The organism is Flavobacterium noncentrifugens, assembly GCF_900100375.1.
GTDB classification, from domain to species: domain Bacteria; phylum Bacteroidota; class Bacteroidia; order Flavobacteriales; family Flavobacteriaceae; genus Flavobacterium; species Flavobacterium noncentrifugens.
In genome coordinates this window covers 182605-196080 of record NZ_FNEZ01000003.1, presented here as the reverse complement: position 1 = coordinate 196080, position 13476 = coordinate 182605, and the positions used below count along the sequence as shown (strand labels likewise).

At 36.1% G+C, this 13476-nt stretch carries 13 protein-coding genes and 1 pseudogene; 2 read left to right on the top strand and 12 right to left on the bottom strand.

The annotated features are described in order from the left end of the window. Nucleotides 1-150: 150 nt before the first annotated feature. The 12 genes from BLS32_RS10450 to BLS32_RS10390 all read right to left on the bottom strand — a co-directional run bounded on the left by BLS32_RS10450 (nt 151) and on the right by BLS32_RS10390 (nt 10783). Complete coding sequence (locus BLS32_RS10450) at nt 151-1641, bottom strand: LuxR C-terminal-related transcriptional regulator (RefSeq protein ID WP_091395193.1); 1491 nt, start codon at nt 1639-1641, stop codon at nt 151-153. Nucleotides 1642-1766: 125 nt separating this feature from the next. Next, nucleotides 1767-2489, bottom strand: a complete 723-nt coding sequence (locus tag BLS32_RS10445) for a DUF3667 domain-containing protein (protein ID WP_091395190.1) — start codon at nt 2487-2489, stop codon at nt 1767-1769. A 12-nt stretch (nt 2490-2501) separates the two neighbouring features. Further along, complete coding sequence (locus tag BLS32_RS10440) at nt 2502-2864, bottom strand: lipocalin family protein (protein WP_091395187.1); 363 nt, start codon at nt 2862-2864, stop codon at nt 2502-2504. A 498-nt stretch (nt 2865-3362) separates the two neighbouring features. Next, a complete protein-coding gene (locus BLS32_RS18480) occupies nt 3363-3524 on the bottom strand; it encodes a hypothetical protein (protein ID WP_170227618.1) in 162 nt (53 codons plus the stop codon). A gap of 317 nt (nt 3525-3841) precedes the next feature. After that, a complete protein-coding gene (locus BLS32_RS10430) occupies nt 3842-3982 on the bottom strand; it encodes a DUF2256 domain-containing protein (RefSeq protein WP_091395181.1) in 141 nt (46 codons plus the stop codon). A gap of 13 nt (nt 3983-3995) precedes the next feature. Continuing rightward, on the bottom strand, nt 3996-4274 hold the full coding sequence (locus BLS32_RS10425) for a TIGR03643 family protein (RefSeq protein WP_091395178.1): 279 nt from the start codon (nt 4272-4274) through the stop codon (nt 3996-3998). A 186-nt stretch (nt 4275-4460) separates the two neighbouring features. Then, nucleotides 4461-5762: a C45 family peptidase gene (locus BLS32_RS10420; RefSeq protein WP_091395176.1), complete on the bottom strand. Its 1302-nt coding sequence runs from the start codon at nt 5760-5762 to the stop codon at nt 4461-4463. Nucleotides 5763-5901: 139 nt separating this feature from the next. Further along, entirely contained in the window at nt 5902-7545 is a 1644-nt protein-coding gene (locus BLS32_RS10415; protein ID WP_091395174.1) for a serine hydrolase domain-containing protein, read from the bottom strand. Between the two features lie 121 nt (nt 7546-7666). After that, the gene (locus BLS32_RS10410; protein WP_091395172.1) at nt 7667-8356 is read right to left on the bottom strand and encodes a LytR/AlgR family response regulator transcription factor; all 690 of its coding nucleotides are present in this window, start codon (nt 8354-8356) and stop codon (nt 7667-7669) included. Beyond that, entirely contained in the window at nt 8349-9077 is a 729-nt protein-coding gene (locus BLS32_RS10405; RefSeq protein ID WP_217639565.1) for a sensor histidine kinase, read from the bottom strand. Before BLS32_RS10405 ends, BLS32_RS10410 begins: the two co-directional genes overlap by 8 nt. A 1233-nt stretch (nt 9078-10310) precedes the next feature. Next, nucleotides 10311-10457 (bottom strand): DUF2256 domain-containing protein, encoded by a 147-nt coding sequence (locus BLS32_RS10395; RefSeq protein ID WP_091395163.1) that lies wholly within the window; start codon nt 10455-10457, stop codon nt 10311-10313. 14 nt (nt 10458-10471) lie between these two features. Further along, a complete protein-coding gene (locus tag BLS32_RS10390; RefSeq protein ID WP_245699404.1) occupies nt 10472-10783 on the bottom strand; it encodes a TIGR03643 family protein in 312 nt (103 codons plus the stop codon). 1347 nt (nt 10784-12130) lie between these two features. Between BLS32_RS10390 and BLS32_RS18865 the strand changes: the two are divergent. Beyond that, nucleotides 12131-12472, top strand: a pseudogene (locus tag BLS32_RS18865) (RCC1 domain-containing protein); the annotation flags it as partial. A gap of 51 nt (nt 12473-12523) precedes the next feature. Further along, the coding region (locus tag BLS32_RS18475) for an RCC1 domain-containing protein (protein ID WP_394331093.1) at nt 12524-13476 on the top strand (953 nt) is incomplete at its 3' end.

Genomic DNA, 13476 nt, shown 5'->3' with positions numbered 1-13476 from the left:
TATAGCATGTTAAACAACATATAATACCTTGACTAACAGCATTTGAGCCGGAAGTTATTTTTCGGTTAAATAAAATTTTGGGCTGGAATTAAACACTCAAAATGGCCGTGTATGCAAGCTGTAGTTCAGAATAAGTTCAGTGTAGTATTTCTATATTTGGTTAAACCACATGTAGATGTCGACTTCATTCGGGATATTGAGTTTTTTGCGGATCCGGTATTTTTTTGCCTGTACCGATTTGGGTTCGATACTCAGGATTTTTGAAATTTCCTTGGTGGTCAGGTTCAGTTTCATATACGCACAAAATTCTACTTCAGTCTGAACTACATTGGGTTGGATCGCCTGAATCTTATTTACAAAATCCGGAAATACGCCATGAAAAACAGTCATAAAAGCCGCATCATGCTGTTTAAGCAAATTGATTAGTTTTGAAAGCGTTTCCTGATCTATGGTTTGCTTGTTGTCCTGCAGGTATTTTTCACTTAGTGTTTCCTGCTGTACCAACAGTTTGTTCTTTTTGTGCAATCTGTATATAAAATACAGGCTGAGAAGCAACAAAACAGAAAAACCGGTCACGATGTAAAGAGAGTAATTCCTTTCCTTGAGCAAATCATCATTGATAATTTTTTTAAGGGAACTGCTTTTGTTTTTTTCGTATGCGATTTCGGTGTCTTTGGCTTTGTATGTATAGATGTTTACCTGTTCACTGCTGTCCAATGCTTTATAAGATTCCACCAATTCCTGGTAGAGCATATTTTTTTCCTGAAGATTTGTGGCTAATTTAGGTTCGATCACTTCCGCTTTCTTAAGAAAATGCAACGCTTTCAGTCCATCTTTCTTCGCATTGTAAACTTGTCCCAGGATTAATAAATTCCGAAATTGATTCAGGCTTTCTTCATCATTTGCCCCATCGCTCAGGTGGATTGATTTCTGGATGAAATACTCAGCCGAATCTTGTAAACCCAATTCGAAATTAACAGCGCCCAGATTGGTAAAATTAACAAACCTTATTTTTCTGATTTTCTCACGATCCGTTATTTTGCCAATGTGTTCATCAACTTTCAGGAGCATTTTTTTAGCCTTTCCAAAATCGCCCTGCGTTTCATATAAGTTCGCAATCTTAATGTAGTTGATGGCTTTGGAATAATTGATTTTATCCTCCGGTTGGTTTGATTTTTCAAGAAGCGCCATACTTTTGTCAAATTCCATGATCGCCTGCTCCTGCAAGCCGTTGAAGGAACAAATTTCAAGCAAATGGGAGTGTGCTGCAGATTGCCAATAATAATTTTCATATTGAATGGCTTTGCCATCAAGTTCCTGTGCTGCCTTAAGCGCTTGTTTTAAATTGGTTTTTCTGATAAAATACCAGGTTTTTTTAGATAGCAGAGAGAGTTCTGCGTCTTTATTTCCTGCGAGTACTGCCTTTTTCATCAGCACATCGATCATAAGGAAAGCTTGATCAGGCTTCGTCATGAATAAATCATTATTCGCAGCAATTTGCGCGTCTAATGTCAGTTTTTGAGAATTGTCAGCCTGACCAATGGCAGGAAGATTAGGGTAGAAACAAAGAAAAAGGAATAATAAATATTTAAGTTTCATCAGGTCAATTCCAAAAGGTATAACGATCGGATAAATATACACTTTTTAAAAAGGGGTGCGTAAGAAAAAGAATCAAAATTGCCAGAAACCTATGTGTTAATACATGAAATGAGTTTTTAATATTTGATAAACATTTAATTGTGATTGCTAATCTCTTGTAATTCCCTTCAATAGCCGCCAAATAAAACGATTATCGCTAGCACAAAAACCAGGGCTGCTAAAAAGATCAAATGGCTTAGGGCAGAAAGCAGTAGCACTTTAATGGTACTTATCCGATCAAAAAATTGAAAATTTGTCCAGTAGATTAAAGCAATATCCATAGCATAAAGCACTGTAATAAAGGTTTTGATTGCTGGCGTTCCATTAAAATGGTAAAGAATGGGAAAACTAACGATATGCAGGATCAGCCTCTGGGAAGCCTTGAAAGTATTCAGGATAAAATATTCAATGTAATTGTATCCCTGATTTCTGAAACAGGCATATGTTCCAAGCGTATAAAGGGGAATTGTTGCCAATGTGAGCCACGAAAAATGCTTTGCCATCCAATAGTTATTGATGTCCGAATTCAATTTTGGCATTTCCTTCGCGGTAGTAAAGAGGTTGATTTCAAAAGAATGGTATAACAAGCCATATACGGTTGCAAGAACGATCACCAGGGAAATTGGACTAAAATGGTTGATCCTTTTTCCTTCTATGAATTCCCTTATGGAATGTCCCGGTCGCAAATACAATTCCTTTACAGAATAATAAATCCCTTTGTCAAAATGAAATAATCCGTGCTGGATGTCATGCCAGATGAAATGCACATTGAGCCTGTGCGTATCTGCCGATTGGCCGCAATTGTTGCAGAAATTCCCTTCGAAAACCTGATTGCAATTTTTACAAATCATAGAAATCTGGAATTACTCCACTTTTTTATATTCGAATGTGCCCAGCTGTTCGTAAGTCATGACGCGCTTTGAAGCATCAAAATAATCAATCCGGAATTTTACCGGAATAATAGTCGATGTAATGGTCAATTCAGAATTGTCTTTTGAAAGTTTCCATTTTCCTTTGTGGGTTTCTGCTCCATTGAGGCTGTTAAATTCCCCATTTTCCATGAATACCTGAAATACCTGATCGGTTTTGAAATAAGAGATAATGTCTTTTTCTTTTCCATTTTGTACCCATTTTACCAATTGCCATTTTCCAATGAGCTCGTTCGATGTCTGCGCGTTTACTGAAAATCCAATGACTAAAATCAGGAGTAGTACTAACTTTTTCATAGTGTTGCTATCTAAAATTGAAATGTTGAATTTACGAATTTTTCCTGAAATCGGGTGCGTTGTACTTCATTAAACTTGTTTCAGATTTACCAAACCGGCCATTCGCTAAGTTCTGTTATTGTCAGTTTCGTCATTTTGTTTTTACTGTCCTGAAATAGGCAAAACGGCTATAGACGCATCGATGCGGCCCATCCTTTAAAACAGCTTCAATTTTCAAAAGCATGTCTTTGGCGTTTTGATTTGTTTGGTCAAATGTCAAAACTTTTTGATAATCCTTCCTCGATAAAAGGTACTCTTTTATTAAAATAAGCTTCACCACGACTGTCATACACATTGGCTGAATTTGGAAATTTGGCGACATTCAGATCGAAAATCTTCAATGCAGCAGCTGTTTTTTCCGCTCTCAGAAAGTCATAACCAAGCGAATTAAGTTCGCCTTCATTGGAGAAATTATAGTCGTTTTTTTTCGTTTTTTTTAGTTTTTATACAGTTCGATTCCTATGTCGATATTTTTTCTGCTACTTTTTTAATGGTCAACGAAATGGATTCTGTTTGGCATTCAACCGGGAAATTCTTCCAATGGTTCAGGCTTGCGATGCTGTTTACAATTTCAAAAACCCACTTGAGTTGTGTGTTTAGTTTTATTTTTTTTGTTTTCAATTTTCAATTCATTTTTCCCATTTTGATTTGTTTAAAATCATAACTGACGCACAACTTAAATACATTTGCAACTCACCTTAAATTAAATATTTGCTGTCGTTATAAATACAATACAATCTAAAACAAACAAAGCTAAGCAAGAAGCCATCTTTAATAACAGTGTGTAATAAATTTTGAAACAAGCTTTTGCAATTGCATCCGCATTTAAATATGATGCAGTTTATCTAGCGTTCTGCCAATGATAAAATACGAGTTAAAACGTTTGTTTCCCAGCACAGTTCCGGGTTAGCGCATGTTGGACGGTTGAAAAGCAGATTTTATATTTCCTTATTTTTATTGCTTCTACACTTTTCGCTACAGTACTTGACTTCATCCCAGTTCTTCGCCCACTTTTTGCGCCATGAGAATCTAAATTTACATATTGGACAGATTTTAAATGGAAGGTTCGCTTTCTTCATTTGTTTTGAACCGCTATCTCTTTGATATTTTATTGTTACTGATCATTCTTTGTCTGGTGCATTTAAATCGTAGCATAGTTTCGTTTGCCTTGCACAAATGTTTTACTCCGACACCCGAGGAAACCCTTTTTCGCCATCTTTTAAAACTTGAATGTTTCAATTCTTTTCTCATTAGCTTTTCAACTTCACCTTGAGATAGATTAAATTGTAACTTTATGACATCAAATGGCGTACGATCTTCCCAAGCCATTTCTATGATCCTGTCAATTTCTTCAATGCTGAACGTTCTCATTTTATAAAATTTAGATTTGAATTGTTCTCATTTTTTGCCATTGCCGCCAGCGTTTGCGATTAAGCGAATTTGGAGAAAATAGGAGCAGCATATTCTCTGCTGAACGAAAACGAAGTTATGGAAAACTTTTTCAATTTACAGAAAATCAGCTGATTCGCTTAGCCGTTTTTCTTTCCATTCTGCCTATTAGTTGAAAACGTCATAAAATCTCCAATACAAAAATAGTCCGATTAGAATCATGTAAATAAGATTGTTAAAGGTAAATAGCCACTTGGCAGGCAAACTCCAGCTTTTCTCTTTTATCAGTCTGTAATTAACCATACAAAAAGGCAGTATGAGCAGTAGCAGCAGAAATGGAATGTATGACGTCAAACTTATAAAAACATTTGTCGGGTCTTTATAGGGTGCTGGAAAGTAGAAAACGTTAGCAGGGCCGCTTAACACATACATGTAATAGAACATAATCAGACCCATTGGAAACAGCAATAGCTGAACATGAGAATATTTACGCGCCCTTCTTTTTAAATATTGAATTAGAAAGAATATTGAAGTCAGTAGAAAAAAACCAGCGGAAGCAACCATAAATACGCCGATTAAAATGCTGTCTTTTGGGGTTTTGTAATTGCGTAATTTTTCAAATTCAGGGTTTTTCGGGAATAGTGTTGCTACCGCAATGATGTGGTCTCCTTTTTTTAATTCTTCGCTTAGGTTAAATTGAACGGTTCTCTTAAAGTCGTGGTAAAAATACAAATTCACCGTCCCATTGTTTAAGTCCCATATAGAAGAAAGTAAAGTTCCATCTCCAATTTTTTTTCTGCAAACGTGCATCACATCCGACAAGGCCGTGCAAAATGCTAAGGTAGTGTCAATGCCGTTCTTTAAAAATGCAACTCCGTTTCTGTATCGGTCAAGTTTATTGGCATTTTTTTCTGGAGTTATGGAAGGACAAAAGTTTGATATCACGTAGGTTGGTTCCTTACCGATCGTCAACTTGTACGGCTCTACGATTAAATATTTACCGGATTTGTCCACGTAAATAAAAACATCTTCGATAAAATAGCTGTGGTCGTATTTGCCAATATATTCCCGAACTTCTTCTACTGTTTTGCAAGCGTGTAAAATGTCTTTCAAATATTTGGTCGGGTTGGATATGGTTTTTCTGTTTGCAAAGCTTTCCTGTTTTGGATGGTATGAACTAAGTCTTTCAAATGCGAGGCCCATTTCATTCATTCCTGATTGCGGTGCGTATCCGTTTTCTCCATCAAATCTTGCTCCTGTAAATGCTGCCCCGTATTGGTTAAGATTTGCGGTTTCAAACCAAATGTGAGGTGTTGTAAACCAGGCATCATGATTGCTTCCGAAAAATGTGCTGTTCCCTTTTGTAATTTTGTATCCACTGCACGCAATACTGTCTTGTATTACAGCAAAAGTTACAATCGTCAATAAAATAAGTCTCACAAATTGCATTTGTTTTAGTTTGGTTGCCATAATTTGTCTAACGTATCATTCGATTTTTAATTGTCCGGTTTATGGTTGCGGTCGGCGGTGACATCAGACTTTCTTCGTGAAAGTAAATGTTCAACTTACCAAAAACTAGCATTTGCTTAGTTGCGCTGTCTCTGAGTACTTATTTTTTATCAAACCATAAATTTCGAATTCTGTTCATTGTAACATTCAACCCAATAATAGCTCCTTTTTTGTTTCTTTTATATTTTGAGATTGCTTGTCCTGACCAACTTAGCACGTCTTTTTTTAGCACCTGAATTTCAAATTCACCAAAACGACTGTGATAACCATATAATTTTCCGTTCTTTAAAAATATTTTATAAGAAGTTTCCAGTTCTTTACTGTAAAAATTTCCTGTATAGGTTTTTAGCTCTTCCATGGTAGGCGCTTTGTCTTCAAATTTTTCAAATGTTGTGACGGAATTGTCAGCTGAAATCAAATTTAGTTTATTGGTGTTTTTTTCAAACTTCAGCACCAATTTTTCGTTTATTCCTCCCATTTGAAATTCGTTTACAGCTATGGGAATTAGTGGTGATTTTTTATTATTGCTTCTTGAATACCATAAGGTGTCATTTTCAAAATAAATTTTACGGGAATAATTATCAATGTCGTTCCAATACATTCCCTCGTATTTTTTTAAACTATTCGCGTCGGTTTTAATTGGATTGATTGACGCGGTATTTGTTGAGACTGTTTCTGATTTGTTTTGTAAAAAAAGCTGGCTTATCTGGTCTGCCATTTTAAACAATTGATTGGTTGTAAAATTTGAAAGTATCACAATTTCAAGATCGTCATTTGGATAAGCATACATGATCGATCGAAAACCAGCAATAGCACCTGAATGTTGCACCCTGTGATTTCCGATAAAATCATCCACAAATACGCCAAAACCATAATTGTTTTTTTTTCCGGAATTTAATACGTCTAAAGTTTGAAGCGTTGTAAAAGCTTGTTGCCATTCTTTAGATGGCCGACTGAAATTTTCAGACCATTTTAAAATATCGCTGCAAGTGGAATAAACGTTGGAAGCGCCATACGTTAAATCAAAGTCTTCTACAGTTATAAAAACAGCGGGCTCAATTTCAGTATAAGAAGATGCGATTTTGGTCATTATTTTCGAATAATCTTCTTCAATAAAAGTAGCATTCATGTGAAGCGGTTGGAATATTTTTTCTTTCATCCAGCTTTTAAAATCTTGTTTGGTAATGTTTTCGATAATTTTTGCAAGTAAAATGTATCCTGAATTGGTGTACATATATTCAGAACCCGGATCAAAATTTAAATGCGTTTGTTTGGTTAAATACCGGTAAGCATCCTCATTCGTGATTGCGTCACCATCCCGCCATCCGGCAAGTCCAAATAATTCAGGTGAACTTCTTAAACCGCTGGTATGATGCAGCAAATGACGAATGGTAATTGGTTTGCCAAAATGGTGCATTTCGGGTAGGTATTTTTGAATGTCATCATCAACCGAAAGTTTTCCGTCGAGCTGCAACAGCACAATTCCCATCGCTGTAAATTGTTTTGACATCGAGCCAATACCAAAAACCGTTTCTTTATCATTAGGGATGTTGTACGGAATATTGGCCAAACCATAAGCTTCTGAAAAAATAATTTGATTCTGGTGTGATACCATCACAACACCGCCAGGATTGTTGTTCTTTTTCCAATCTGAAAATAAACCTTCAATACCATTTTTAATATTTTGGCTTTTAGCCGGGGAAGAAAGAAGCAACACCAGAAAAAATACTACAATTTGTTTCATTTTGATCGTTTTAAGTTGATAATGAAACAAATGTCGGGTGAAGCAATTTGCTGTGAAATTAAATTATGCAAACGCCGCTTTTATGTCTGCAAAATGAAAGATTGCGGTATAAGTTTATGCGTTATAAATTAATTTGTGAAAAGAAATGATTCCTGTAGGTTTCGGAAATGGGAATAATATGTTTTAAAATTTTAATCCTGCTTCTTTCAATTTCATCGATTTTGCTGATGGAAACCATGAATGATTTATGAACCCTGCAGACCAGCTTTGCAGGAAGAAGCAGTTCCAGTTCAGCGAAGTTTTGGAGCGTCATAATTCTTTTATTGATCGTATGGATTCGTCTGTAGTCTCTCATTCCTTCAATAAACAAGATCTCATCGATATTGATTTTTTCCAATCGGTTTTCCGTTTTTATAAAAATAAGATTGGAATCTGATTCATTGGAACGAGCCGTTTTATGGCTTTGGATTTTATTGACCGCCTGTAAAAAACGTTCGAATGAAAACGGTTTTAATAAATAATCGGCAATATTAAGTTCATAACCCTTTATAGCATATTCAGAATAAGCGGTGGTAATGATTACCTGGCAATCCAATTTCGTACTTTCAAGCAATTCGATACCTGACAGTTCATCCATATTGATGTCTAAAAAAAGGATGTCTAACTTGTTAGTTTTTAAAAAAGCCAATCCGTCAAGTGCGTTGTCAAAAGTTTCCAGCAGATTTAAAAAAGGTGTTTTCAAAACAAATCCCTTCGTTCTTTCGAGAGCTAAAGGTTCGTCTTCAATGATAATGCAGGAAAATTTAATCATTAGATAAAACGAGTTTTACTTTGTAAGTGTTTTTTTGATTTGTTATGGCTAAAGTATGTTTTTTTGGATATAAAAGTTCAATTCTTTTTGCGATCAATTCATTCCCTAAACCATTGCTTTCCAGTGTCGGTTTGCCATTTTCGTTATACTTGTTTTCACATTCAAAAACAATTGTTTTGCCTTCAACCAACAATGAAATTATAATGGCGTTTTCTGTTTTTTTATTGCTTACATGTTTGAACGCGTTTTCAATAAATGGAATGATCAGCATCGACGGTATTTTTTGATTGGAGGTTGCTCCATTTACTGTAAAATTCACAAAATGGGCATTCGAAGTTCTTATTTTTTGTAACGCAATGTATTTTTCGATATATGCAATCTCTTTGGATAAAGCTATTTTTTCGGTTTTGGTTTCAAACAACATGAATCTGAGAATGTCTGATAATTTATTTAAATATTCGGAAGCAAGTTCAGGAGATTTAAGGATCAACACATCAATGTTGTTGATGGTATTGAATAAAAAATGAGGATCCAATTGCGATTTTACCAAGGCCAGCTCAATTTGATGGTTTTTGAAGTTCAGTTCTTCTTTTACTTTTATTTCATCATACCAGGTTATGAAACCTTTAATTATGATGCTCATAATACCGGCAGCAAAACCAATAAGAGCTATTGAAACAGTTTCTTCAATATAACTGCTGTAGCCGCCTTTAAACATCATTTTTGTTCCAAATAATAAATTGATCAGCAAACTTGCGACAATTGCGGAGCCGACTGAAATAAGCGAACCGAAAAAAAAGGAAAGCGCTATTTTTCTTGTTTGAATATACTTTGGGAATAAAAAAAAATAAGATATGTAAAATACACTGAAAGAGGGAAATATGACAAATGGAATTCCTAATTTAATGATATACACAAAATTGAAATCCGAAGAAAACCCTTGAGTTGCCGCTTTAACAATAATAAACAGCAATAAAAGATAAGAAATCCAAAATCCAATATGAATAACTAAAATTACCGACTTTCTCATGAGTAGATTTTATAATAAATTGATTCAAAAGTCTTGGTTTATTTCTTTTGCAGCAAAATTAATATGCAAACTAAGTGATTTCATCTGCAAAACCGAAGTTTTAAAATGGGTGATTCATTAAACTTATCTTATAAGGGAAGTTCCTGAATGCATCCGTTTATTGGCAGTATACAGCCAACGTTTTGTCTGCGAATTCGCAACTAAGCGAGCTGAATTTTCTTTTACGGATAAACAGTATCTTCAGGCAACTGAAAACAAAACGCATTTGCTGGCAGGCGGTTATTAATTTTTTGATTTTTTTTGCGGGCAATTTTTAATAAGTTCTTTATTTGAACCAGCCATGATCCAAACATCATATTCATTTAGGATGTACGTCGGAACTTTTTCAATTTCACAAATATCTAATATTCGAACCACATCGCCATACTGAGTTTTAGTATTGAATTTCACGTGGATTCCATTTTTTGAATCTTTATTACGAACGATGTTTCTAATATTTGATCGAAGTTGCGTAAATATGAATTCATCGTGCTTAATAGTGTTAGTTAATTCGTAAGATTTAAAATTCCTGAAACTTAGAATTTTGTCAAGGGAACAATTATAATTGTCTTGATAGAAATTTTTTGAAGGTAAACCTAAATTGAAGGAATTCTGCTGTTCAAAATTTTTGTTTTTTATTAAAAGTAAAATGCAAGAAAGTATCAGTAAAATGAATACTATTGAAGCGATTGAATAAACGAATATTTTCTTTTTAACGATCATTATTTTGGCTTTCTGTTAACTTAAATACAAACAAAGGCAAAGCAAGAAACCATCTATGATGCGGGTTATAGAAGCATTCTGCCAATGATAAAAAATGAGTTAAAACGTTTGTTTCTGAGCACAGTTCCGGGTTAGCAGCTGTGGCTGGTTGAAAAGGTGATTTTATATTTCCTTAACTTTACTTTTATTGCTTCGACATTTTTCGCTACAGTACTTGACTTCATCCCAGTTCTTCGCCCACATTTTACGCGATGAGAATCTAAATTTGCATATTGGACAGATTTTATATGGAAGATTCGCTTTCTTCATTTCTTTTTGAACCGCTATCTCTTTGATATTTTATTGTTGCTGATCATTCGTTGTCTGGTACATTTAAATCGCAACATATTTTCATTTGCCTTGCACAAATGTTTGACTCCGACACCCGAAGAAACCCTTTTTCGCCATCTTTTAAAACTTGAATGTTTCAATTCTTTTCTCATTAGCTTTTCAACATCACCTTGAGATAGGTTAAACTGTAATTTTATAATATCAAATGGTGTTCGATCTTCCCAAGCCATTTCTATAATCCTGTCAATTTCTTCAATGCTGAACGTTCTCATTTTATAAAATTTAGATTTGAATTCTTCACTCATTTTTCGCCATCTTCCACCAACTTTTTGCGAGTAGTCGAATTCGACGCAAGCGAGCTGGATTTCTCTGACTAATATAAACATTCTTTGCGAAACAGCGATTAGCCGATCGTCGTTTGCCAGATTTTCCACCAGAGTTTGTTCTCTTTAAGCGCGGGAATGATATTTAAAATGTGATTGTAATCATTAATATCAAAAGTTGGAATTTCAAATGGTTCCTCAATAATTGATAATTTTGATATTCTTCCTCCAAAATCATATAAATGGGTTTCATTATTTTGGTTGAGGACATTTACAGGATTATATTCTTTGTCATTTTTTGAAGCATAGACTTTTACAAAGCCATTGGTTAGAAAATATGGTGTATTCGATTCAGAATTATTTAGATAATAACCAAATGCAAACGGTAATTTTTTAGTTGGTGTCTGTATGTAGCGAATATAATTGACAGCAAAACAAAAGTGATCAAAATTTGGAACATTCGCTCACGCGTATTACGCTTGCATAGCCTGTTTGGAAATCCCATTTTGACAGGTCGCCCCGGAAACGGATTTTTTTAATTTGCGGACTGATGTCATGCACTTCTAAAACTTGTGCGTTGGGCCGCATGGTGTTGCCAAACAAATGGCTCACCCATTTTGGAATGCTTTAAATCATATCTCATAATTTTTAAGTTCAAAAGGAACTACTGATTGCGTAAAAGCTGTGGCTCAATAATAGCATGGAAACTAAATGTTGCTTGAAGTATTGAAAAAGGGAATTGACAAATACGGGAGGCCTGAAATAACCAACTCAATCAGGGAAGCAAATATACCTCGGCTATGTCGAAACACAGGTTTTTTAGACATATCTCGATTATCCTGAAATAATTTACGGTAATCCGCTTATGAGCCGCGTTAGTTCATTGGCCCAAATTTTTTCATGCCTTTTAATTATTATTGTACCGTAGTGGTGTGATTTTGTGATTTGCATCTGTAATTGTCAGTTCTAATGTTACGGTCGTCTTAAAAACGCTACACGGAATTGCGATTCATTGATGTTAACTGAGCGGGAAACACTATTCACTTAAAACCAGTACTCCATGAAACCTGATTTTTTTTATTAGTTATGATGCCCATTAGTCGAAGTAGGTGAATATGCCAAAGGCGCGTACATGTTTAGAAGATGTTCAATGAAAATGTGAAATAGTAAACTTATCGACAATTTTCTTTCAGCTTCTTTGGAACCCGCAAAATGCTTTATATTTTTGCCATCGAAAATTTATAAATCACAAAGCACTTATCAGGCAACTGTTGTTAATTTCCAAACATTAATGTAAACCATAAACTATATTAAACCACAATAACAAATATGAAAAGAATAATTACAATTTTATTACTGTCTATAAGCCTGCAGTTTTCAGCACAATGTGTTCAAAACGCCGGTGCAGGATCATCCTGCACTTTCATGATTAAAGCAGACGGAACGCTTTGGGCATGGGGTAGAAACAACTACGGCCAATTGGGAATCGGCAATGTTGTCAACACCGCAGTAAAAACTCAGGTCGGTACTGCCTCAAACTGGCAAAGCATAGAAGGCGGGCAGTTCCATACAGCTGCGATTAAAGCAGATGGGTCGCTCTGGACGTGGGGCTATAATGCCAGCGGCCAATTAGGGCTTAGTAATACCACTAACAAAACCATCCCAACACAAGTATCCTCAAACAATATCTGGTCTAGTGTCGCTGCGGGATATGATCATACGGTGGCCATTACGAATGATGGAAGCCTATATGCCTGGGGACTCAACGATCATGGCCAATTGGGTGATGGTAGCACTAGCAACAGACACACTCCCCGATTGATCGGAACGGGCTGGCAAAGCGTTTCCGCCGGCAACAATGTCACCATCGCCGTAAAAACCGACGGTACACTGTGGGGTTGGGGAGAAGGCAGTCAGGTTGGTAACGGTACGACCGCCGATAAATATTCACCTGTTCAGCTTGGAACAGACACCAATTGGAAGAGCGTAAGCCGTGGTGTAAGCCATACCTTAGCCGTAAAAACAGATGGAACGCTTTGGGCATGGGGAACGAACGGTCGGGGACAATTAGGCAACGGTACCGCTAGTGGAAATCTAATACCTGCACAAGTGGGAACGGAAACCAACTGGCAAAGCGCCAAAGCAGGGTTTTTCTTCAGCATTGGCAGGAAAACCGACGGTACGATATGGTCTTGGGGACAAGGTACATACTATCAATTAGGCTTAGGCGCAAGCAATGAGGATGTATTGGTTCCTACCCAAATTGGTACTCAAAATGACTGGCAAACCATTTCAGTAGGTACCAGTTCATTATTCGCCGGAGCGATAAAAAATGATGGTTCATTCTGGGCTTGGGGCTATAATAATTTCTCACAATTGGGTGATGGGCTTACGGTGCGATTACAGGTGCCGACATTCATTACCTGTCCGGGAAATACGAGCGTAACGGAGACCGCATGTGACAGCTATACCTGGGCAGATACGGGAACTACGTACATCACTAGCGGAACCTATATCGATTCGGCTACCAATAATGAGTTGCATTTAACGATCAACCATAGTACAACAACGACTACCTCAGAAACCGCCTGTGACAGTTATACCTGGGCTGACAATGGAACGACTTACACAACGGGCGGAACGTATACCCATGTTACCACCAACGCTTCAGGATG

Bases quoted from the DNA above. Each gene is read 5' to 3' on its own strand.
- BLS32_RS10415 (WP_091395174.1), bottom strand. From the start codon at position 7,545: ATGAAACAAATTGTAGTATTTTTTCTGGTGTTGCTTCTTTCTTCCCCG.
- BLS32_RS10395 (WP_091395163.1), bottom strand. From the start codon at position 10,457: ATGAAGAAAGCGAATCTTCCATATAAAATCTGTCCAATATGCAAATTT.
- BLS32_RS10390 (WP_245699404.1), bottom strand. From the start codon at position 10,783: ATGAGTGAAGAATTCAAATCTAAATTTTATAAAATGAGAACGTTCAGC.
- BLS32_RS10445 (WP_091395190.1), bottom strand. From the start codon at position 2,489: ATGATTTGTAAAAATTGCAATCAGGTTTTCGAAGGGAATTTCTGCAAC.
- BLS32_RS10440 (WP_091395187.1), bottom strand. From the start codon at position 2,864: ATGAAAAAGTTAGTACTACTCCTGATTTTAGTCATTGGATTTTCAGTA.
- BLS32_RS10410 (WP_091395172.1), bottom strand. From the start codon at position 8,356: ATGATTAAATTTTCCTGCATTATCATTGAAGACGAACCTTTAGCTCTC.
- BLS32_RS10425 (WP_091395178.1), bottom strand. From the start codon at position 4,274: ATGAGAACGTTCAGCATTGAAGAAATTGACAGGATCATAGAAATGGCT.
- BLS32_RS10405 (WP_217639565.1), bottom strand. From the start codon at position 9,077: ATGATGTTTAAAGGCGGCTACAGCAGTTATATTGAAGAAACTGTTTCA.
- BLS32_RS10420 (WP_091395176.1), bottom strand. From the start codon at position 5,762: ATGGCAACCAAACTAAAACAAATGCAATTTGTGAGACTTATTTTATTG.
- BLS32_RS10430 (WP_091395181.1), bottom strand. From the start codon at position 3,982: ATGAAGAAAGCGAACCTTCCATTTAAAATCTGTCCAATATGTAAATTT.